Genomic DNA, 22,456 nt, shown 5'->3' with positions numbered 1-22,456 from the left:
CGTCCGACAGAACCAACTCGGCCTTCGGCCGTCCAGTACGTGCCACAGGCCAAGTCTAAACATCTGAACAGAATTCCTGACTCAGAAGACTAGGGCGTGTCCGCCCCTAAGACACACAAGATCCCCATACGTCCGCCGAACCCCGTTGTGGCACGTCACGAGCCCATCACGATCACCGAGTTGGCCGTGAACGCAGTATTGCGGCGTCCGGTCACCCGGCGTAGGACTGTGCGCACGGGACGAGAGCGGCGCCGCCACGTCACGGCTGCGACGCCGGTTCCGTATGCGTAGAACCAGGCGCGCACGGGAGAGACGGGGCAGCGATGCGCACAACTCGTACAGCACGTAGGGCTCTTGCCACACGTACCAGCACACGTACCACCCGCACGGTCGCCGTGGCGATCGTCGCCGCGGGCGCCGTGACCCTCGCGGGCTGCGGCGGCTCGGACGACGACAAGGGCACGGACACGGAGAAGCCGGCGAGCAAGGCGCCGGCCGCCACGGTCCAACTGCCCAAGCTCGACGGGGAGAAGATCGAGGTCGCGGCGGTCTGGACCGGCCCCGAGCAGGAGAACTTCACCAAGGTCCTCAAGGAGTTCGAGAAGCGCACCGGCGCGAGCGTCACGTTCGTGCCCGCGCAGGACCCGATCGTCAACTTCCTCGGTACGAAGATCGCCGGGGGCAGTCCGCCCGACGTGGCGATGCTCCCGCAGGTGGGCGCGATCCAGCAGGCCGTGGCGAAGAAGTGGGCCAAGCCGGTCGGCGCGGAGGCGAAGGCCCAGCTCGCGAAGAACTACGACAAGGGCTGGCAGGACCTCGGCGCGGTCGACGGCACCCAGTACGGCGTGTACTTCAAGGCCGCCAACAAGTCCCTGGTCTGGTACAACAACGCCGCGTTCGAGAACGCCGGCGCCGCGGTCCCCAAGACCTGGAAGGACTTCCTGACGACCGCCGAGACGATCTCGGCCTCGGGAGTCACCCCGGTGTCGGTCGCCGGCGCGGACGGCTGGACGCTCACCGACTGGTTCGAGAACATCTACCTCTCCCAGGCGGGCCCGGAGAAGTACGACCAGCTCGCGCAGCACAAGATCAAGTGGACCGACGGCTCGGTGCGGGACGCGCTGACCACGCTCGGCCAGCTCTTCGGCAAGCCCGCGCTGATCGCGGGCGGCGCGGACGGCGCGCTCCAGACGGAGTACCCCGCGTCCGTCACCCAGACCTTCACCGGCGGCGACCAGCCGAAGGGCGCGATGGTCTTCGAGGGCGACTTCGTCGGCGTCAACATCGGCCAGACCGAGGCCAAGATCGGTACGGACGCCAAGGTCTTCCCCTTCCCCGCGGTCGGCCCCGACGCCCCCGTGGTGACCGGCGGCGACGCGGCCGTGGCGCTCAAGGACTCCAAGGGCGCCCAGGCGCTGCTGACGTTCCTGGCCTCCCCGGACGCCGCGAAGATCTGGGCGGAGTCCGGCGGCTTCCTCTCGCCCAACAAGGCCCTGGACGTGGCCGCGTACCCGAACGACGTCCAGCGGGACATCGCGAAGGCGCTGATCGCGGCGGGCGACGACTTCCGCTTCGACATGTCGGACCAGATGCCGCAGTCGTTCGGCGGTACGCCCGGCAAGGGCGAGTGGAAGGCCCTCCAGGACTTCCTGAAGAACCCGAAGGACGTCGCGGGGGCCCAGCGGAAGCTGGAGTCGGACGCGGCCAAGGCGTACTCGAGCTGACGGGATGACGTCGGCGACAGCGGAGGGCACCACGGGCACCACGCCGGTGCCCTCCGCCCCGGGCAACAAACGCAAGAGCGTGACAGGCACACGTAAGACAATCGCGGCCGGCTTCCTGCTGCCGGCGCTCGTGCTGCTGGGCGCGCTCGTGGTCTACCCCATCGGGTTCTCGGTCTACCGGTCCTTCTTCGACAAGTCCGGCGGCAGCTTCGCCGGGCTCGACAACTACGTCGAGATATTCACCGACGACACCATCCTCACGGCGGTCAAGAACAATGCGATCTGGGTCGTCGTGGCCCCGACGGTCGCCACCGCCCTGGGCCTGATCTTCGCCGTGCTCACCGAACGGGTGCGCTGGGGCACGGCGTTCAAGCTCGTGGTCTTCATGCCGATGGCGATCTCGATGCTCGCCTCAGGCATCATCTTCCGGCTCGTGTACGAGCAGGACCCGGAGCGCGGTATCGCCAATGCCGTCTGGGTGGGCGTGCACGACACGTTCAGCGACTCGGCCGGCTTCCCCAAGGCGCATCCGCTGCCGGTGCACCCGCTGAAGGCGGCGGGCGGCGGCGCGTTTGTCACCACGGAGCCGGTCCGGGCGGGAACGGCCGTACAGCTGCCGCTGGTCGGCGTGGCCCCGGACGTGATGCCGTCCGACGCCCAGCGGGCCAAGGCGCCTCAATCGTCCGACGATTCCGGCAACACGGTCAACGGCACCGCCTGGCTGGACTTCACCCGGGGCGGCGGCGGGAAGCCCAACGTCATCGACGCGTCGGAGCTGGGCCTCAAGGGCATCAAGGTCGAGGCGGTCAAGGACGGCAAGGTCGTCGCGAGCACGAAGGCCGCCGCCGACGGTACGTTCACCCTCCCCGCCGAGGCGGACGGCGCCCAGCTCCGGCTGCCCGCCTCGAACTTCCGGGAGCCGTACAACGGGGTGAACTGGCTCGGGCCGAATCTGGTCACCCCCGCCATCATCGGCAGCTACCTGTGGATGTGGGCGGGCTTCGCGATGGTCCTCATCGCGGCGGGCCTGGCGAGCGTGCCGCGTGAACTGCTCGAAGCGGCACGGGTGGACGGCGCCAACGAGTGGCAGGTCTTCCGCCGGATCACCGTGCCGCTGCTCGCCCCGGTCCTCGCGGTGGTCATGGTCACCCTGATGATCAACGTGCTGAAGATCTTCGACCTGGTCTTCATCATCGCGCCCGGCTCGTCCCAGGACGACGCCAACGTCCTGGCGCTCCAGCTCTACCGGTCGTCGTTCGGCACGGACGCGGATCTCGGCGTCGGCAGCGCCATCGCCGTACTGCTGCTCCTGCTGGTGATCCCGGTGATGCTGTTCAACGTCCGCAGGATGCGAAAGGAGACTCGCCGATGACCACGACCGAGCCCGCGGTCAAGGCGAAGCAGTCCCTCGCGGCCCGGCTCGCGGCGCGGGCGGGCGGCGGCGTGCTGCGTGTCTTCCTGCTCCTGGTCGCGCTGTTCTGGCTGATGCCGACGATCGGGCTGCTGTTCTCCTCGCTGCGTGATTCCACGGACATCAGCGCGAGCGGGTGGTGGCAGGTCTTCACCGCCCCCGCGCAACTGACCACGGAGAACTACTCCCGGCTCCTCGACAACGACGTCATCACCAACTCCCTTTTCTCCACGATCCTGATCACCGTCCCGGCGACCCTGCTCGTCGTGGTGATCGGCTCGCTCGCCGGATACGCCTTCGCCTGGATGGACTTCCCGGGGCGCGACTGGTGGTTCCTGGTGGTGGTCGGCCTGTTGGTCGTGCCGGTGCAGGTCGCCCTCGTCCCGGTGTCGAGACTCTTCGGCGCCGTCGGCATCTTCGAGACGACCTTCGGCGTGATCCTCTTCCACGTCGCCTTCGGTCTGCCCTTCGCGATCTTCCTGCTGCGCAACTTCTTCGCGGAGATCCCCCGGGAGTTGCTCGAAGCGGCGCGCCTCGACGGGGCGGGGGAGATCAGGCTGTTCACCCGGGTGGTGATGCCGCTGGGCGGCCCGGCCATCGCCTCGCTGGGCATCTTCCAGTTCCTCTGGGTCTGGAACGACATGCTGGTGGCGCTGGTCTTCGCGGACTCCAAGAATCCGCCGATCACGGTCGCGCTCCAGCAGCAGGTACGGCAGTTCGGGAACAACGTCGACGTGCTGGCGCCCGGGGCGTTCGTGTCGATGGTGATCCCGCTGGTCGTGTTCTTCGCGTTCCAGCGGCAGTTCGTGACGGGCGTGATGGCGGGGGCCGTCAAGTAGCCGTCAAGTGACAGCGCGCCGGGGAGGATTCACTCCTCCCCGGCGCGTTCTCCCGTACGGCGTCCCGCGCGGCCCCGTCCCCCGTTCGGCCCGCCCCGCGTAACCCCGGCGCCCGTCAGGACGTTCCCGGGCCATGCCCCGGTTCAGCGTGATCGTCACCGCGTACAAGGTCCAGGCGTACCTCCAGGACTGCCTGGGATCGGTACTGACGCAGACGTGCGACGACCTGGAACTGATCGTGGTGAACGACGGTTCGCCCGACGCCTGCGGCGAGATCACCGAGGCGTGCGCGGCCCGCGACCCCCGGGTCACGCCGGTCCGGCTCACCGCGCACGCGGGCACAGGACCGGCGCGCGACGCCGGACTCGCCCGCGCCACCGCCGACTACGTGATCTTCCTCGACGGCCGGGACACCCTCGTACCCGGCGCGCTCCAGGCCATGTCCGACCGGCTCAAGGAGACGGACAGCCCCGACGTCCTCGTCCATGACCACGCCGTCGCGCACCCGTCGGACGGGACCGTACGCACCACGTGCCTGGCCACGCTCACCGAGCAAGGCGCCCCGGACGCCCTGGCGTTCCTGCTGACGGCCACCGACAAGGCGTACCGCAGGGAGTTCACCGAGAGCGCGGGCCTCACCTTCCCGCCCGGCCACTTCTCCGACGTCGCCTGGACCTACCCGGTGCTGATGACGGCCGCGTCGATCGTGACTCTCGACCAGGTGTGCGTGGTGGAGCGCCAACTCCCGCTGCCCGCGCCCCTGTCGGCGCCCTTGGACGTCTTCGACCAGTACGACCGCGTGTTCGCCTTCCTCACCGGCCGCCCCGAGGAGTCCCGTTGGCGTCCGGTCGTGCACGACCGCATGCTCGACCACCTCGCGCTGCTGGCGGCCACCGCCCGGCCGCGCGCCGCGTTCTTCCGGCGGGCCCGCGCCCACCACCGCCGCTACCGCACCCCGGACACGACCGACGGCCACCCCCTGCTGCGCCACGGCGCCCACCGTACGTACGCCGTCCTGCGGGCGGCCCGCGTCCTGCGCGCCCGCGCACGCCGTACGACCACCGCCGTGCGCCGCGCCGTGCGCGCGGTGGCCCTGCGCCTCCACTACGCCCTCCAGCGCCGGCTTCCGCTGCGCGCGGACCGCGCGGCCTTCGCCACGTACGGCCCCGGCGGCGACCCGGCGGCGACCCGGCGGCGATCGAGCGGAAGGTGCGTGAACTGGCGCCGGGCCTCCGCACGTCCTGGCTCACCGACCCGGACTCCTTCGCGTACTGGACCGCGCTCGCCAGGTCCGCGTACCTCACCAGCAACACCCCCTTCGATCCCCGGCTGGTCAAACGCCCCGGCCAGACGCTCCTCCAGACCCACCGCGGCACCCCGCTCGGGTCCGTGGGCCTGGACCTGGCGGACCGCCCTGCGGTACCCGCCGACCTCCCCCGGCTGCTCAAGGACGCGGCCAGGTGGGACTACACGCTCTCGGCCAACCGCCACGCCACCCTGACCCACGAGAAGGCGTACCCCTCCCCCGCGACCACCCTCGAATACGGCCACCCCCGCCACGACACCCTGCACGCCCCGGCCGACGTGCCGGGCCTGAGGGAGTCCCTGGGCATCCCGGAGGGCTTCACCACGGTCCTGTACGCCCCCGCGCACCGCGACCACCAGCGCACGCAGACGCCGTCACTGGACCTGGAACGCCTCGCCCGGTCCCTGGGCCCGCGTTATGTCGTCCTGACCCGGGTGGCCCCCGCCGCGCCCCACCCCCGGATCATGGACGTGTCGGACCACCCGTCCGCCGAGGTGCTCTGTCTGGTCTCGGACGCGCTGATCACGGACTACGCGCCGCTGATGTTCGACTACGCGCACCTGGACCGGCCGATCGTCCTGCACCACGCCGACCGCCAGGTCTTCGAGGCGGTCCGGGGCACCTCCGTGGACCTGCGCGCCTTCCCGCCGGGCGCGGTGGCCCGTACCGAGGACGAACTGATCGACATCTTCACCACGGACCACTGGCGCGGCTCCCGCTCGACCCAGCTCAGGACGGCGTTCCGGGCCCGCTTCTGCCCGTACGCGGACGCCGGGGCGGCGGAACGGGTGGTGCGCCACGTGTTCCTGACCTGACGCCCCGATCCCCCCGGGGGCGGGGCTTGCGCCCCACCCTTGGCCCACGCCCCACCCTTGGCCTACGACCCAGCCCTGGCCTATGACCCACCCTTGAGCGCCGCCACCGCCGACGCCGCCAGCATGTCCAGATACCCCTTGGGCAGGTCGTTCCTGACCACCACCAGCCGCCAGTACAGCGGCCCCACGGTCAGGTCCAGCGCCCGGTCCGGGTCCGTGCCCTCCGGCAGTTCCCCCCGCTCCACCGCCTCCCGCACGATCACCGCCGCGATCCCCTGCTGGCCGTCCAGCAGCGCCGTCTTGATCGCGTCGGAGATCTCCGGGTGGCGCGCCGCCTCCACCAGCAGGTCCGGGATGACCTGCGAGGCCACCGGATGGCGCAACGCGTGCGAGGCCACTTCCAGCAGCGCCCGTACGTCCCCGTAGAGCGACCCGGTCGCCGGCGCGGGCAGGCCCTGCGCGGCGAAGACGGACAGCAGGTCCAGCACGAGCGCCAGCTTCGACTTCCACCGGCGGTACACCGCGGTCTTGCCGACCCCGGCCCGGCGCGCGATGCCCTCGATCGACATCCGGGCGAACCCGACCGCGGCCAGTTCCTCGAACACCGCGGCGCGGATGGCGTCGGTCACGTCCTCCCGGAGCACGGCGGCTCCCGCGGGTACGCGGCGTGAAGTGCGCGGATCCGTGGTCATGAGTTGAGCATAGCTTGACCAAGGCGTCACGACGCTACGGTTGCGTTCCGTCGGAAAATCGTCCTAGCATCGACGTTGCGACGATACGGACCCGTTCCATCGCCTGCGTCGACCCAGCCACCGTCGAAAGCGGTACCTGTGAGCCAGACGATCTCCCCCACCACGCCGAACCCCGGACAGGACCCCGACAACAAGGGCGAGAACGCCCAGGTCGGAACCGGTCTCCTGCCGCCGGGGACGGACCTGGCCGCCCTCGCCGCCCGCCACGGCCTGACCGTCAGCGGAGCGCGCCCCTCCCTGCCCGCCTACGTCCGCCAGCTCTGGTCGCGCCGCCATTTCATCACCGCGTTCGCGACCGCCCGGCTGATGTCGCAGTACAGCCAGGCGAAACTCGGCCAGGTCTGGCAGATCATGACCCCGCTGCTCAACGCGACGGTCTACTACTTCATCTTCGGCATCCTGCTGAACACCAAGCACGGCGTGCCGGACTACATCCCGTTCCTGGTCACCGGCGTCTTCATCTGGACCTTCACGTCCAGCGCGATCACCTCGGGCACCCGGGCGATCTCCGGGAACCTGGGCCTCGTCAGGGCCCTGCACTTCCCCCGCGCCTCACTGCCCCTGGCCTTCGCCCTCCAGCAGCTCCAGCAGCTGCTCTTCTCGATGGCCGCGCTGGCCGGGATCCTGGTCTGCTTCGGGCAGTACCCGACGCTCAGCTGGCTGCTGGCGGCGCCCGCGCTGCTGCTCCAGTCGGTGTTCCTGGCCGGGCTCTCGATGATCATGGCCAGGCTCGGCGCCAAGACGCCGGACATCGCCCAGCTGACCCCCTTCCTGCTGCGCACCTGGATGTACGTCTCCGGCGTGATGTACAGCATCGACAAGGTGTCCGGGAAGCTGCCGCACTCGGTGGCCCTGCTCCTCCAGTGGAACCCCGCCGCCGTCTACATCGACCTGATGCGCTTCGCCCTCATCGACAGCTTCGGCTCCGACAAACTGCCCGAGCACGTCTGGGCCATCGCCCTCGGCTGGGCGCTTGTGGTCGGAGTCGGCGGCTTTGTCTACTTCTGGAAGGCAGAGGAGGAGTACGGACGTGGCTGACCCCACCAAGACCGACCTCACCAAGGCCGAAACACGGGCCACTCCCGCCCCCGAACCCACCCCCACCGTGATCGTCGACGGTGTCCACATCACGTACAAGGTCCACGGCACCAAGGGCGGCAAAGGCTCCGCGACCTCCGCGCTCAGCCGTATCGCCTCCCGCCGCGCGGCCCCCGGCGTCCGCGAGGTGCACGCCGTCAAGGGCGTCAGCTTCGTCGCGTACAAGGGCGAGGCCATCGGCCTCATCGGCTCCAACGGATCCGGCAAGTCGACCCTGCTCAAGGCCATCGCCGGGCTGCTGCCGCCGAGTCAGGGCCTGATCCACACCGAGGGCCAGCCCTCCCTCCTCGGCGTCAACGCGGCGCTGATGGGCGACCTCACCGGCGAGCGCAACGTCATCCTCGGCGGCCTGGCCATGGGCATGACCCGCGAGCAGGTCCGCGAGCGGTACGCGGACATCGTGGAGTTCTCCGGCATCAACGAGAAGGGCGACTTCATCTCGCTGCCGATGCGGACGTACTCCTCGGGCATGGGCGCCCGGCTGCGCTTCTCCATCGCCGCCGCCAAGAACCACGACGTCCTGCTGATCGACGAGGCGCTCTCCACCGGGGACGCCAAGTTCCAGCGCCGCAGCAAGGAGCGCATCGCCGAGCTGCGCAAGGAGGCCGGCACGGTCTTCCTCGTCAGTCACAGCAACAGCACCATCACCGAGACCTGCGACCGCGCGCTCTGGCTGGAATCGGGTGTCCTGCGGATGGACGGCCCCGCGAAAGAGGTGGTCGCCGCCTACCAGAAGTTCTCGGGCGGCAAGAAGTAGGAACGAAGCGGTACCGCGCCCCGGCCGCCCGACGAGCTGACAGCTCGTCCGGCGGCCGGGGCGCGGCGTGAGTCAGCGACTCGGCCCAGCGGCCCGGCTCAGCTGTGCGTCCGCAGCAGCGTCCGCATCGTCCGCATCGCCACCGACAGGTTCGCCAGGTCGAACGCGTCGGAGCTCTGGATCTCCTCCAGCGTCGTGCGCGACCGGCCGAGAATCGCCGCGTTCTTCTGCTCCCACGCCTTGAAGCGCTCCTCGGGAGTCGAGTTGGCGTCGCCCACGGACAGCACGTCCGCGGTGAGCCCCGCGTGCGCCGCGTACAGGTCCTCGCGAATGGAGGCGCGGGCCATGGACTGCCAGCGGTCGGCCCGCGGCAGCTCGATGATCCGGTCCATCAGCTGGGTGATCCGCAGCCGGTCCCCGAGGTCGTAGTACACCTCGGCGACGCCCAGCGGGTCCTGTCCCGTACGGTCCGCGATCGCCACGATGTCCAGCGTCGGGAAGGCGGACGAGAACCCGGCGACCCGCAGGGCCAGCTCCTCCGGCACGTTCGCCGTGGTCAGCTCGTCCAGGATGCGCTGGTACCACTCCAGCTCCGCGCCGCGCAGCATCGTGGGCAGCTGGGCCCAGACCTCCTCCACCCCGGCCGCGAAGAACTCGATCGTGGACGCGATCTCCAGCGGCTGCGGCCGGTTGCCCAGCAGCCAGCGCGTGCCACGCTCGACCAGGCGGCGCGAGTGCAGCCGGATCCGGGTCTGGACGTCGGCCTCGACCTTGTTGTCGAGCGCCTCGACGGAGTCCCACACCGCGCCCAGGCCGAAGATCTCCCGGGCCGCGGTCTGCGCCCGTACGATCTCCTCGATCGACGCCCCCGTCTCCTCGCGGAGCCGGTGCAGGAACGTCGAACCACCCGTGTTCACCGTGTCGTTGACCAGCACCGTCGTGATGATCTCGCGGCGCAGCGCGTGCCCGTCGATCTGCTCGGCGAACTGCTCCCGCAGCGGCGCGGGGAAGTACGCGTGCAGCAGCTTGCGCAGGTACGGGTCGTCGGGCAGATCCGTGTGGATCAGCTCCTCCGCCACCGTGATCTTGGTGTACGCGAGCAGCACGGCCAGCTCGGGCTGGGACAGTCCCTTGCCGGCGCTGAGCAGCTCCCTGACCTGCCGGTCGGTCGGCAGGAACTCCAGCGCGCGGTTCAGGTGCCCGTCCCGCACCAGCCTGCGCATGAAGCGCTGGTGGGCGTGGAGGAGGGACGGCGACTGGATAAGGGCGTTGCCGAGCGCGGTGTTCTGCGCGTAGTTGTTGCGCAGCACGAGCGCGCCGACCTCGTCGGTCATCGCGGCCAGCAGCTTGTTGCGCTGCTTGACCGTCATGTCCCCCTCCGTCACCAGGCCGTTGAGCAGGACCTTGATGTTGACCTCGTGGTCGGAGGTGTCCACGCCCGCGCTGTTGTCGATGGCGTCGGTGTTGACCTTGCCGCCCTCGCCGCCGGCGCCCCGGCGGGCGAACTCGATGCGGCCGAGCTGGGTCAGCCCCAGGTTGCCGCCCTCGCCGACGACCTTGACCCGCAGGTCCTCGCCGTTGACCCGGATCGCGTCGTTGGCCTTGTCGCCGACGTCCGCGTCCGTCTCCGTGGAGGCCTTGACGTACGTACCGATCCCGCCGTTCCACAGCAGGTCCACCGGGGCCTGGAGGATCGCCTTCATCAGCTCGGCGGGGGTCAGCTTCGTGACGCCGGGCTCGATGCCGAGCGCCTCGCGGACGTGGGTGTTGACGGGGATCGACTTGGCCGTACGGGGGTGGATGCCACCGCCCTGCGAGAGCAGCGCCTTGTCGTAGTCGGCCCACGAGGAGCGCTGGAGTCCGAAGAGCCTGCGGCGTTCCTCGAAGGAGGTGGCCGCGTCCGGGTGCGGGTCGATGAAGATGTGCCGGTGGTCGAAGGCCGCGACCAGCCGGATGTGCTCGGAGAGCAGCATGCCGTTGCCGAACACGTCACCCGACATGTCGCCGACGCCGACGACCGTGAAGTCCTCGGACTGGGTGTCGTGGCCCAGCTCGCGGAAGTGCCGCTCGACGGACTCCCAGGCACCGCGGGCCGTGATGCCCATGCCCTTGTGGTCGTACCCGGCGCTGCCGCCGGAGGCGAACGCGTCGCCGAGCCAGAAGTCGTACGCGACCGCGACCGCGTTGGCGATGTCGGAGAAGCTCGCCGTGCCCTTGTCCGCGGCGACGACCAGGTAGGTGTCGTCCTCGTCGTGCCGGACAACGTCCGTAGGAGGCACCACCGCGCCCGCCACCATGTTGTCCGTGATGTCGAGCAGCGCCGAGATGAAGATCTTGTACGCGGCGATGCCCTCGGCCAGCCACGCGTCCCGGTCCGCGGCCGGGTCGGGCAGCTGCTTGGCGACAAAGCCGCCCTTGGCGCCGACCGGCACGATCACCGTGTTCTTGACCATCTGCGCCTTGACCAGGCCGAGGATCTCCGTACGGAAGTCCTCCCGCCGGTCGGACCAGCGCAGCCCGCCGCGCGCGACCTTGCCGAAGCGCAGGTGCACGCCCTCGACGCGCGGGGAGTAGACCCAGATCTCGTACGCGGGCCGGGGGGCCGGCAGGTCGGGGATGGCCTGCGGGTCGAACTTCATCGACACGTACGTGTGGTGCTTGGCGACCGCGGCCTTCTTGTCGGCCGTCCCGGCCTTCTCCGACCTCTCGGCCTCGCCGGTCTTGTCCGTCGTGCCGGTGTCCAGGCTCGCGGACTGACCCCTCTTGTCGCTTCCCTCGCTCGCGCTCTGGAAGTAGTTCGTCCGCAGCGTGGCCTTGATGAGCGTGAGGAAGGACCGCAGGATCCGGTCCTGGTCCAGGCTCGCGACCTGGTCCAGCGCCCCGTCCAGCTCCTCCAGCAGCCCGTCCGTCAGCTCCGTGCCGGCGCGCTGGTGGCCCGGCGACATCCGCGCCTCGAAGAGCGAGACCAGCAGCCGCGTGGTGTGGACATTCGTACGGAGGGTGTCCTCCATGTAGTCCTGGCTGAACGTCGACCCGGACTGGCGCAGGTACTTGGCGTACGCGCGCAGCACCATCGCCTGGCGCCAGCTCAGCCCGGCCTCCAGGACCAGGGAGTTGAAGCCGTCGTTCTCGGCGGCGCCGGTCCAGACGGCCGCGAAGGCCTCCTGGAAGCGCTCGCGGGCGTCGTCGGCGCGGGTCTCGCCGCCGAGGCCGCTCACCGGCATCCGCAGGCCGAAGTCGTAGATCCAGGCGTGCGTACGGTCCGCGCAGCGCAGCTCGTAAGGCCGCTCGTCGACGACCTCGACCCCGAGCCGCTGGAGCACGGGCAGGACGCGCGAGAGGGACACCTGCTCGCCCAGCCGGTAGATCTTGAAGCGCCGCTCGCCGGGGGCCGCGCCGACCGGTTCGTACAGGGAGAGCGAGAAGTCCTTCCCGTCGTTGGTGAGCGCCTCCAGGTGCACGAGGTCGGCGACCGCGGCCCGGGGGGTGTGGTCGGCCTTGTAGCCCTCGGGGAAGGCGCCCCCGTACCGGCGCAGCAGCCCGGCGGCGCGCTCCTCGCCGCATTCGGTGTTCAGCGCCTCGGAGAAGGCGTCCGCCCAGGAGCGGGCGGCCTCGACGAGCCGGGCCTCGATCCGGTCGGCGTCCGCGTCGGTCAGCTCGCCGATCTCGGTGCCGGGCGGGACCCGGACGACAAAATGCAGCCGGGAGAGGATCGATTCGGTGTTCCACGCGGTGAAGTCGACGCTGGTGCCGCCCAGTTCCTCCTTGAGGATGTCGACCAGCCGCAGCCTGACGCCGGTGGTGTACCGGTCGCGCGGCAGGTAGACGAGGGCGGAGTAGTACCGCCCGTACTCGTCTTGGCGCAGGTACAGCCGCAGCCGCCGGCGCTCCTGGAGGTAGAGGACGCTGGTGACGATCGAGCGCAGCTGGTCGACCGGCGTCTGGAACAGCTCGTCGCGGGGGTACGTCTCCAGGATCTGCACCAGGTCGCGGCCGTCGTGGCTGTTCGGCGAGTAGCCGGCGCCTTCCAGGACCTCGGCGACCTTGCGGCGCACGACCGGCACCCGGCGGACGGACTCGGTGTACGCGGCCGAGGAGAAGAGGCCCAGGAAGCGGCGCTCGCCGACGACGTTGCCCTTGTCGTCGAACTTCTTCACCCCGACGTAGTCGAGATAGCCGGCGCGGTGCACGGTGGCGCGGCTGTTGGCCTTCGTGAGGACGAGCAGCTTGTGCTCACGGGCCTTGGCGCGGGCGTCGGCGGGCAGCCGGCTGAACGACGGGCTGACCGGGTGGTCGTCGTCCTCGCTGTGGTGCGGGTCGGAGCGCAGGATGCCGAGGCCGGTGCCGGCCACGGCGGACAGGGAGTCGGTGTCCGTCAGTTGGTACTCGCGGTAGCCGAGGAACGTGAAGTGGTCGGCGGCGAGCCAGCGCAGCAGCTCCCTGGCCTCGTCGATCTCCTGGACGCGCAGGTCGTCGGCGGTCGGCTCGCTGGGCAGTTCCTCGGCGATGCGCAGCGCGGCCTCGCGCATCTTGTCCCAGTCCTCGACGGTCTCCCGTACGTCGGACAGGACGCGCCGCAGGTCGGAGGCCATCTGCTGGAGGTCGTCGCGGTCGGACTCGCGGTCGATCTCGACGTGGATCCAGGACTCGGTGAGCGCGTCGTGCGGACGCTCCGCCCCGGCGGCGGGGCCGTCGGGGAGCACCTCGATCAGCTTGCCGGTGACGTCGCGGCGGACAACGACCTGCGGGTGGATCACGGCGTGGATGCCGCGGCCCTGGCGGGACAGCTCGTTGGTGACGGAGTCGACCAGGAAGGGCATGTCGTCGGTGACGACCTCGACGACGGTGTGGCTGGACGCCCAGCCGTTCTCCTCGACCGTGGGGGTGTGGACCCGCACGTCGGCGGTCCCCTGCGGTCGGTTCTCGGCCAGTCGGTAGTGGGAGAGCGCCGCGCCGTAGAGGTCGACCGGATCGCGGTCGGCCAGGTCTTCGGGAGCGGTGTGCAGGTAGTAGCGCTGGAGGTACGCGAGAAGCGCGTCCTGTCCGGAACGCCCCCCGTCCGCGGACCCGGCCGCGGCCTGGTCCGCCAGGGGAGTGCCCCCCAGCCCTCCGGTCTCCCCCGCCGGGCTGTTCTCAGCGACCCGGGCCGCCCGTTCGAGCAGCTCGGCCTTGGCTTCGTCCAGCTTGGTCTGCATGTCCTCTGGCTCCTGTCGCGCGCCGTTGCGTGACGTAGATGAAGGAAGCGCCACAACGCCACGACGCGGGGTTTCCGGTCGGGGTCGACGTTATGCCGCGATGAGAGATGTCCGGGACGTTATTGGCCAATTTTGACGGCCGGTCCGGATAACGGAGATCGACGACGGCCCGGGCGCGGTGGCGCTCCGGGCGCAGACGGGGGGCTTCGCTGCCCCCACGGCATATCGCGCTGATCACTGCCCCAGGCTATCGCTCTCCACCGGGGCGCCGTCATGAGCCGCATGTGTACAAAAGCGCACCGTGAAGTTTGACACTCCGGCCAGCGACACAAGGGCTCGGGACTGTTCCGAACAGCTCCGACCCCATCAAGCCCGTCCGGCGATTGAGGACATCGGTAAGCGGCACCGCACACCGGGCAGAAGCCAGGGGACCTCTCTCAGCCCACCAGATCCTGCGCCGCCGCCACCGCCTCCTCCAGGGAGTCCACCACCGGGACACCCGCGGTCTCCAGGCTGGTCCTGCTGTGCGACCCGCCCGTGTACAGCACCGCCCGCGCGCCCACATGCGCCGCCGCCACCGCGTCGTCCACCGCGTCGCCGATGACCACCGTGCGCTCGGGCGATATCGCGCCGGCCGACGCGAGGGCGACGAGATGGCGCTCCATGTGGAGTGCCTTGCTTCCCCCGGAGGGGCCCGTGCGCCCGTCGACCCGTACGAAGTGGCTCTCGATGCCGTATCCCCGCACCACGGGGACCAGCTCCTCGTGGCCGTACATGCTCAGCAGCGACTGGCTGCGGCCCGCCAGTGTCCAGCCGGCGAGCAGTTCCTCGACGCCCGACGTCAGGCCGCAGCCGACGCGCCGCTCCGTGTAGTGCCGGTGGAAGGTCTCGTCCATGACGGTCCATTCGGCGTCCGTCGGCAGCCGTCCCATCAGCCGCTCGTAGAAGACCGGCACGGGCACGCAGTACAGCTCGCGGTAGCGCGCCAGGGTGATCGGCTCCAGGCCGATCTCGCCGAAAGCGGCGTTGGTCGCCCCGATGACCGCCTGGATGTCGTCCAGGAGTGTGCCGTTCCAGTCCCAGACCAGATGCGTGTTCTGCTTCCCCATGGCAAAACCGTACCGCCCGGCACTGACATCGGTGCAGTGGCCACGGGCCGTACGGGTCCCGGCCGGCCCGTCAGCCGATGAGGCGGTCGATCTCCTGGACGCCGTACCAGAGCAGTTCGTGGTCCTCGGCGCCGTCCACGACGAACTGGGCGTCGTCGTCCCCGTGGTCGGCCGCGCCCAGCGCGGCGGCCGCGGCCGACACGTCGGTGTCCGCGTCGTCCGCGTCGACGTGGACGGCGGCGGCCTTCGCGAGCGGTACGGCCGCGGCGATCCGCACCTCGCCCAGCCCGGCGGAGTCGAGGCCGCGGTCCGGGTCGGAGACGGCTTCCTTGTCGGGGACGTCGACGGCGACGACCACCCGGCGGCGTGCGGCGGCCGGATCCGCGGCGAGCAGCCGGAGCGAGGCGGCGGCGGCCCGGTTGAGGGCCGCGTACTCCAGCTCCTCAATGTCGTCGGAGACGTACCACTCGCGCAGCCCGGGGGTCACCGCGTAGGCCGTCAGCGGCCCGGGGCCCAGCTCGCCCGTCTTGTGCGCCTCCGCGAGACCAGGGAGGGTCGAGGGGACATAGACGCGCATGGGCTGACCACTTTCCTAGTCGGGTGAGCGCCTAAGGATACGTGCGGGAATCCCTCGTGGGGGTGACGCGTACGAGGTCCTCCGGCGTCCACCTGGGAACCGTCCTCCCTGCCGCCGCCGGGGCCCTACGGACCGCCCGTCACCCGGATAGGTGACATCGCGACCGCGCGGCACGCCCGCGCACGGCTCTTGCCACGGTCTCCCCGGGCCCGTAGAAGATCCCCATCACAAGTTACCGACCGGTATTCGAACCGGACGGGCAGAACGGGGGCGATCTGCGTGACCACGACAGGAACGAGCACGGCGGCCGGGACCGGCGGCGCGGGCAGCACGGAGACCGGCGGCGTCAGGGGAGCCGGCGGTCCCGGGACAGGGACAACAGCGGCAGGGGCCACGAGGTCCACGGGGCCCTCCAGGCCACCGGGCCGCCGTGATCAGCGCAGGCCCGGCACCGTGGGCCCCCAGCGCCGCCGCCACGTCCCGCCCCACGAGCTGTTCGCCGAGCGCCTCCTCGCCGTCCTCAGCGGCCGGCGGCCGGTCCACTGGATGCTCGGCCAGACCGTCGGACCCGCGTACGAGCAGCTCGTACGCCTCGCCCCCGGCACCCCGCTGAGGGCGCGCGGCGTGCACCCCGTCGTCCGTACGTGCCGGAGCTTCGAGCCGCGCCCCGGCGTCCTGGAGGCGTCCGCCAGCATCGCCGCGGGCGCACAGGTGCGGGCCCTCGCCTTCCGGCTGGAGCGGGGCGCCGATCTGCGCTGGCGGTGCGCCGCGGTCGAGCTGGGCGGCGACCGGACATGAGAACGGGCCGGGGCGCGCATCGCGTGTGCGCACCCCGGCCCGGTCGTCCGTCGTGGCCCGTCAGGGCCCCGTCAGGACCTACTTCTTGCGACGGCGGCCGCCCTGGGCCCCGCCCTTCTGCGCCTTGCGGCGCTCCGCGCGCGTCAGCCCGTCCGACGTGGAGCGCGTCGGCCCGTCCGCGTTCTGGAAGTCGCCCTCGACCACGCCGCCCTCGCCGTCAACCGTGGGGGCGGAGAAGTGCAGCCGGTCCGGCCGCTGCGGGGCGTCCAGGCCCTTGGCGCGGATCTCGGGACGCGTGGCGGGCACCGTGGCGTCCTTGGTGAGCGACGTACGCTCCGCCGCGTCCTGCACCGGGACCTCCTCGACCTGCTGCTCGACCTGGACCTCCAGGTTGAACAGGTAGCCGACGGACTCCTCCTTGATGCCCTCCATCATCGCGTTGAACATGTCGAAGCCCTCGCGCTGGTACTCGACCAGCGGGTCCTTCTGGGCCATCGCCCGCAGGCCGATGCCCTCCTGGAGATAGTCCATCTCGTAGAGGTGCTCACGCCACTTGCGGTCCAGGACGGACAGCACCACGCGCCGCTCCAGCTCACGCATGATGTCGGAGCCGAGCTGGTTCTCCCGGTCCTCGTACTGGTCGTGGATATCGTCCTTGATGGACTCGCCGATGAACTCGGCGGTGATGCCCGCCCGGTCGCCGGCCGCTTCCTCCAGCTCCTCGACGGTGACCTTCACCGGGTAGAGCTGCTTGAAGGCGCCCCACAGCCGGTCCAGGTCCCACTCCTCGGCGAAGCCCTCGACGGTCTCCGCCTGGATGTACGCGTCGATCGTGTCGTCCATGAAGTGCCGCACCTGCTCGTGCAGGTCCTCGCCCTCCAGGACGCGGCGGCGCTCGCCGTAGATGACCTCACGCTGCCGGTTGAGGACCTCGTCGTACTTGAGGACGTTCTTCCGCGTCTCGAAGTTCTGCTGCTCGACCTGCGACTGGGCCGAGGCGATCGCGCGCGTCACCATCTTGTTCTCGATGGGCACGTCGTCCGGGACGTTCGCCATCGACATGACACGCTCGACCATCTGCGCCTTGAACAGCCGCATCAGGTCGTCGCCCAGCGACAGGTAGAACCGGGACTCGCCGGGGTCGCCCTGGCGTCCGGACCGGCCACGCAGCTGGTTGTCGATACGGCGCGACTCGTGCCGCTCGGTGCCCAGCACGTAGAGCCCGCCGAGGTCCTTGACCTCCTCGAACTCGGCCTGGACGGCCTTCTCGGCCTTCTCCAGCGCGGCGGGCAGGGCCGCGGCCCACTCCTCGACGTGCTCGACGGGGTCCAGGCCGCGCTGGCGCAGCTCCGCCTCCGCGAGGTCGTCGGGGTTGCCGCCGAGCTTGATGTCCGTACCACGGCCGGCCATGTTCGTGGCGACCGTGACGGCGCCCTTGCGGCCGGCCTGGGCGACGATCGTCGCCTCCCGGTCGTGCTGCTTGGCGTTGAGGACCTCGTGCTGCACGCCGCGCTTGCTGAGCTGCTGGGAGAGGTACTCGGACTTCTCGACCGAGGTGGTGCCGACCAGGATCGGCTGCCCCTTCTCGTGCTTCTCCGCGATGTCGTCCACGACCGCCGCGAACTTGGCGACCTCGGTGCGGTAGATCAGGTCGGACTGGTCCATGCGGACCATCGGCCGGTTCGTCGGGATCGGCACGACGCCCAGCTTGTAGATCTGGTGGAACTCGGCGGCCTCGGTCATGGCCGTACCGGTCATGCCGGAGAGCTTGCCGTAGAGGCGGAAGAAGTTCTGGAGGGTGATGGTCGCCAGGGTCTGGTTCTCGTCCTTGATGTCCACCCCTTCCTTGGCCTCGATCGCCTGGTGCATGCCCTCGTTGTAGCGGCGGCCGGCGAGAATACGGCCGGTGTGCTCGTCCACGATCATGACTTCGCCGTCGATGACGACGTAGTCCTTGTCCTTCTTGAAGAGTTCCTTGGCCTTGATCGCGTTGTTCAGGTAACCGACGAGCGGGGTGTTCACCGACTCGTACAGGTTGTCGATGCCCAGCCAGTCCTCGACCTTCGCGACACCTGGTTCGTGGATGGCGACCGTGCGCTTCTTCTCGTCGACCTCGTAGTCGCCGGTCTCCTCGATGCCCTTGAGGGAGTTGCCGGCCTCGCCCTTGGTGAGGCGGGTGACGAGCTTGGCGAAGTCCCCGTACCACTTGGTGGCCTGGTCGGCGGGGCCGGAGATGATCAGCGGCGTACGCGCCTCGTCCACGAGGATCGAGTCGACCTCGTCCACGATCGCGTAGTTGTGACCGCGCTGGACCAGCTCTTCCTGGGACCACGCCATATTGTCGCGCAGGTAGTCGAAGCCGAACTCGTTGTTCGTGCCGTACGTGATGTCGCACGCGTACTGCTCGCGGCGCTGCGCGGGCGTCATGTTGGCCAGGATGCAGCCGATGGTGAGGCCCAGGAACTTGTGGACGCGGCCCATCATCTCGGAGTCGCGCTCGGCCAGGTAGTCGTTCACCGTGATCAGGTGGACGCCCTTCCCCGACAGCGCGTTCAGATAGGCGGGCAGGGTGCCGACGAGGGTCTTGCCCTCACCGGTCTTCATCTCGGCGACGTAGCCGAGGTGCAGCGCGGCGCCACCCATCAGCTGGACGTCGTAAGGACGCTGGCCGAGGACACGCCTGGCCGCCTCACGGACGGTCGCGAAGGCCTCGGGAAGCAGGTCGTCCAGGCTCTCACCGTCGGCGTAGCGCTCTTTGTACTCGTCGGTGAGCGCCCGCAACTCGGCGTCGGAGAGGTTCTCGAAGTCCTCTTCGATGGAGTTGACCTGGTCCGCGATGCGGTGCAGTTTGCGCAGGATCTTGCCTTCGCCTGCACGCATGAGCTTGTTGAAGACGGACACTGAGGCTGGTCTCCTTGCCGGTCGGGCCTGGCACGTGGGTCGTATAGGAACACGGGCGCGGGCACGGCAGGCGGGCCCCACCGCATCGGCCATCGTAAGCGAGGACCCGCCTGCGCCGGGAGGGCCGCTGTCACGCAGGCCTGCTGTCACCCGCAATGAGAACGCGCGGGACGCGTGGAAGGTGCCGGTGAGACACGAAAAGTGCTCGCGCCACGGGCCGGCGATCACCAGAATCCGTACATGGAGCCCCTCACCCTCACGACCGAGCGTCTGACACTGCGCACCTTCACGCCGGACGACACGGACGCCGTCTTCGAGGCCTGCCAGGACCCCGCGATCCGGCGCTGGACGACGATCCCCTCCCCGTACGCGCGCCGGCACGCCGAACAGTTCGTCGGTCGGCTGGTCCCGGACGGCTGGCGCGACGACACCGAGTACACGTTCGCCGTGCGGCGGGGGGAAAGCGCACTCGGTGGGCCGCTGGTCGCCGCCGTCTCGCTGCACCACCCCAGGGCCGGGACCTGGGAGATCGGCTACTGGACCGCGAAGGAGCACCGGGGCCACGGCTACATGACGGAGGCCGTGACCGCGCTGACCAGGTTCGCCTTCACGACGCTGGGCGCGATACGGCTGGAGTGGCGCGCCGAGGTCGGCAACACCGGCTCACGCGCGGTGGCCGAGAAGTCCGGTTTTGTGATGGAGGGCACGCTGCGCGCGGGGCTGCTCAACAAGGGCACACTGCGTGACTGCTGGATCGGCGCGGTGCTCCCGTCCGACGTCGGCCTGCCGAGCACCTACCCGTACCTGCCCGCCCGGCCCTGACCCGTCCCCCGTGGACGGCCCAGCGACGTCCCCCGTGGACGGCCCCGCGCGCCGGACCTGCCCCGTCCCCCGTGAGCGATCCGCTGTCAGTGCCTCCGTCTATCGTGCGGACATGACGACTGTGCCGCCGCCCGCCGCCGAGCTGTCCGCCGACGAGGCCCGCCGTATCGCGCTGCGCGCCCAGGGATTCCTCGGCGCCCCGGACCGCCGGGGCGGGGTCCGGGGTGTGCTGCGCCACCTCGGGGCCGTCCAGCTGGACACGATCTCGGTCCTGGCCCGCTCGCACGAGCTGATCCCGTACGCGCGCCTGGGCGCGGTGGGCCGCAGAACCGTCGAGGACGCCTACTGGACGCCCCCGGGCGCCGACGGAGCGCCGAACCGCCCGCACGCCTTCGAGTACTGGTCGCACGCCGCCTGCATCCTGCCGATCGAGGAGTGGCCGCACTTCGCGTTCCGCCGCCGCGCCTACCGGGCCCGCCCGAACTGGTACCACGAACTGGCGGACGGCGCGTACGAAGCGGTGATCAAGCAGCTGCGCGCGGAGGGCCCCCTGACCGCCACGGAGCTGGGCGGCGCCAAGAACGGCGGCCCCTGGTGGGACTGGTCGGAGGCCAAGGTCGCCGTCGAGCGGGCGCTGATGCACGGCGAGGTGGTCTGCACCGGCCGCCGGAGCTGGAAGCGGGTGTACGACCTGGCGGAGCGCGCCGTCCCCGGCGATCTCCTCCACGACGACCTGGACGACACCGAGTGCCTTCGCCGCCTGGTCCGGCTCGCGGGCCGTTCGCTGGGCGTCGGCACCCGCGCCGACCTCGCGGACTACCACCGGCTCAAGGGCGAGCAGGTCGACGGCGTGATCGCGGACTCGGGGCTGGTCCCGGTGACGGTCCAGGGCTGGACGAAGCCCGCCTGGGCCGACCCGGAGGCGCTGGCGAGCCCCCTGAAGGGACGGCACCGTACAACACTGCTGTCCCCGTTCGACTCCCTGATCTGGGAGCGGGCGCGCACCGAGCGGATCTTCGGCTTCACCCACCGCCTGGAGGCGTACGTCCCCAAGCCCAAGCGGGTGTACGGCTACTTCGCGATGCCGCTGCTGTCCGGCGGCCGGCTGCTGGGGCGCGTCGACCCGGCGCGCGAGGGGCAGACACTCGTCGCCAAGCACGTCTCGCTGGACACCCCGAAAGCCGTGCTCCCGATGGCCCAGGCGCTGCGCGAGGCGGCGGAGTGGGTCGGCTGCTCGGACGTACGGGTGGAGCGGGTCGACGCGCCCGCGTTGCGCGGCGCCCTGGCGGAGGCGCTCACCGCGCTCTGACGTACGGCCGCACACGCCGGCCGTCAGCGGATTTCGAGGATCTTCTCCCGCATCGCGTAGACCACGGCCTCCATCCTGGAGTGCAGTTGCAGCTTCTCCAGAATGTTGCGGACGTGGTTCTTCACGGTGTTCTCGGAGATGAACAACTCCTTGGCGATATCACGGTTGTTCATTCCCGTGGCGACCAGTTTGAGGACTTCCAGCTCCCGCTCGGTGAGACGCGGCGCCGGAACGAGTCTTCGCTCGTCGGAGCGCTGAATCATCGATTTGAACTCGGTCAGCAGCTTGGACGCCATGGAAGGGCTGATCTGCGACTGCCCGTCGGCCACGGCGCGAATGGCGGTGGCCACCTCGTCGGTGGAGATCTCCTTGAGGAGATAACCGGTCGCACCCGCCTTGATCGCGTCGTAGAGGTCGGCCTCCTCGTCGCTGATCGTCAGCATGATGATTTTGGCACTGGGTGCCACCTCTTTGATGGAGGTGCAGGCCTCGATTCCGCCGCGCTTGGGCATCCGTACATCCATCAGCACGATGTCCGGCAGCAGGTCGGCCGCCTTGTCGACGGCCTCCGCGCCGTCGCCCGCCTCCCCGATGACCTGGATGTCCTCCTCCTGCGCCAGGACGATCTCCAGGCCCCGGCGGAAGAGCGCGTGGTCGTCCACCACGAGGACCCGGATCGGCTCCTTGCGTGACCCGCCCCGGTCCGCGTCGGCGTCCGGCCCCGGACCCCCGACCCTGTGGCCGGCGTCGTCCGTGTGGTGCACCGGCCCGAAGCTGTCCGCCATCGTTCCTCCCCCTGAAGGCCATGGCCCGAAGTTCATGAGTGCCGGCCAACCGCAGTTCGCAGACCACCTGTTGGCTTGCGACGCCATGATTTCATGCCCGGGCCCCGCAGCGGTGACGCCGCCACCACACGGTGGTGGGGGGGGGGGGGGGCGGCGGGCGCCGGGGCCCCCCCGCCGGGGGGGGGGGGGGCGGGCGCCGCGCCCGGGGGGGGGGGCCACCCCGGCCCCCCCCGCCGCGCGGGCCCCCGGCGCCGGCGC

Annotated in this window: 15 protein-coding genes and 1 pseudogene; 10 read left to right on the top strand and 6 right to left on the bottom strand. The window is 70.3% G+C overall.

Features of this window, described 5'->3' with window-relative positions; translation table 11 throughout:
- The first annotated feature begins 323 nt into the window (after positions 1-323).
- From ACIO1C_RS35240 to ACIO1C_RS35220, 5 genes and pseudogenes are all read left to right on the top strand, one after another.
- On the top strand, positions 324-1,724 hold the full coding sequence (locus ACIO1C_RS35240; RefSeq protein ID WP_401871728.1) for an ABC transporter substrate-binding protein: 1,401 nt from the start codon (positions 324-326) through the stop codon (positions 1,722-1,724).
- Between the two features lie 4 nt (positions 1,725-1,728).
- Positions 1,729-3,096, top strand: coding sequence for a carbohydrate ABC transporter permease (locus ACIO1C_RS35235; RefSeq protein ID WP_401871725.1), 1,368 nt, complete (start codon positions 1,729-1,731; stop codon positions 3,094-3,096).
- Positions 3,093-3,974, top strand: coding sequence for a carbohydrate ABC transporter permease (locus ACIO1C_RS35230; RefSeq protein WP_401871722.1), 882 nt, complete (start codon positions 3,093-3,095; stop codon positions 3,972-3,974). The genes ACIO1C_RS35235 and ACIO1C_RS35230 overlap by 4 nt, the downstream gene beginning before the upstream one ends.
- A 133-nt stretch (positions 3,975-4,107) precedes the next feature.
- Positions 4,108-4,425, top strand: a pseudogene (locus tag ACIO1C_RS35225) (glycosyltransferase family 2 protein); the annotation flags it as partial.
- Between the two features lie 80 nt (positions 4,426-4,505).
- A complete protein-coding gene (locus ACIO1C_RS35220; RefSeq protein WP_401871735.1) occupies positions 4,506-6,095 on the top strand; it encodes a CDP-glycerol glycerophosphotransferase family protein in 1,590 nt (529 codons plus the stop codon).
- 80 nt (positions 6,096-6,175) lie between these two features.
- On the opposite strand, the gene ACIO1C_RS35215 is transcribed toward ACIO1C_RS35220, so the two are convergent.
- Positions 6,176-6,787 carry a TetR/AcrR family transcriptional regulator gene (locus ACIO1C_RS35215; RefSeq protein WP_401871720.1) on the bottom strand — a complete coding sequence of 204 codons (612 nt, stop codon included), beginning with the start codon at positions 6,785-6,787 and terminating at the stop codon, positions 6,176-6,178.
- Between the two features lie 138 nt (positions 6,788-6,925).
- Here ACIO1C_RS35215 and ACIO1C_RS35210 point away from each other — a divergent pair, with 138 nt between their 5' ends.
- Both ACIO1C_RS35210 and ACIO1C_RS35205 read left to right on the top strand, forming a co-directional pair.
- On the top strand, positions 6,926-7,885 hold the full coding sequence (locus tag ACIO1C_RS35210) for an ABC transporter permease (RefSeq protein WP_401871717.1): 960 nt from the start codon (positions 6,926-6,928) through the stop codon (positions 7,883-7,885).
- A 67-nt stretch (positions 7,886-7,952) separates the two neighbouring features.
- Positions 7,953-8,702 carry an ABC transporter ATP-binding protein gene (locus ACIO1C_RS35205; RefSeq protein ID WP_401871732.1) on the top strand — a complete coding sequence of 250 codons (750 nt, stop codon included), beginning with the start codon at positions 7,953-7,955 and terminating at the stop codon, positions 8,700-8,702.
- A 98-nt stretch (positions 8,703-8,800) separates the two neighbouring features.
- Here the strand turns inward: ACIO1C_RS35205 and ACIO1C_RS35200 are convergent, their stop codons facing one another.
- The 3 genes from ACIO1C_RS35200 to ACIO1C_RS35190 form a co-directional block, all read right to left on the bottom strand.
- Positions 8,801-13,897: an NAD-glutamate dehydrogenase gene (locus tag ACIO1C_RS35200; RefSeq protein ID WP_401871714.1), complete on the bottom strand. Its 5,097-nt coding sequence runs from the start codon at positions 13,895-13,897 to the stop codon at positions 8,801-8,803.
- 437 nt (positions 13,898-14,334) lie between these two features.
- Positions 14,335-15,006, bottom strand: coding sequence for an HAD family hydrolase (locus ACIO1C_RS35195; RefSeq protein ID WP_401871711.1), 672 nt, complete (start codon positions 15,004-15,006; stop codon positions 14,335-14,337).
- 70 nt (positions 15,007-15,076) lie between these two features.
- Positions 15,077-15,583: a DUF6912 family protein gene (locus ACIO1C_RS35190; RefSeq protein WP_401871709.1), complete on the bottom strand. Its 507-nt coding sequence runs from the start codon at positions 15,581-15,583 to the stop codon at positions 15,077-15,079.
- A 453-nt stretch (positions 15,584-16,036) separates the two neighbouring features.
- Between ACIO1C_RS35190 and ACIO1C_RS35185 the strand changes: the two genes are divergently transcribed.
- Positions 16,037-16,381 (top strand): Rv3235 family protein, encoded by a 345-nt coding sequence (locus ACIO1C_RS35185; RefSeq protein WP_401871730.1) that lies wholly within the window; start codon positions 16,037-16,039, stop codon positions 16,379-16,381.
- 78 nt (positions 16,382-16,459) lie between these two features.
- Here ACIO1C_RS35185 and secA read toward each other — a convergent pair whose 3' ends face one another.
- Positions 16,460-19,282, bottom strand: a complete 2,823-nt coding sequence (gene secA, locus ACIO1C_RS35180) for a preprotein translocase subunit SecA (RefSeq protein ID WP_401871706.1) — start codon at positions 19,280-19,282, stop codon at positions 16,460-16,462.
- Between the two features lie 240 nt (positions 19,283-19,522).
- On the opposite strand from secA, the gene ACIO1C_RS35175 reads away from it, so the two are divergent.
- Complete coding sequence (locus ACIO1C_RS35175; protein ID WP_401871704.1) at positions 19,523-20,104, top strand: GNAT family N-acetyltransferase; 582 nt, start codon at positions 19,523-19,525, stop codon at positions 20,102-20,104.
- A 112-nt stretch (positions 20,105-20,216) separates the two neighbouring features.
- Positions 20,217-21,413 (top strand): winged helix-turn-helix domain-containing protein, encoded by a 1,197-nt coding sequence (locus ACIO1C_RS35170; RefSeq protein ID WP_401871701.1) that lies wholly within the window; start codon positions 20,217-20,219, stop codon positions 21,411-21,413.
- A 23-nt stretch (positions 21,414-21,436) separates the two neighbouring features.
- On the opposite strand, the gene ACIO1C_RS35165 is transcribed toward ACIO1C_RS35170, so the two are convergent.
- A complete protein-coding gene (locus tag ACIO1C_RS35165; RefSeq protein ID WP_401871699.1) occupies positions 21,437-22,198 on the bottom strand; it encodes a response regulator in 762 nt (253 codons plus the stop codon).
- Positions 22,199-22,456: the final 258 nt, after the last annotated feature.

Origin of the sequence: Streptomyces sp. NPDC087420, from assembly GCF_044744165.1 — a bacterium.
GTDB lineage: Bacteria > Actinomycetota > Actinomycetes > Streptomycetales > Streptomycetaceae > Streptomyces.
The sequence above is the reverse complement of the archived record's forward strand: the minus strand, read 5'-3'. Positions and strand labels throughout refer to the sequence as shown.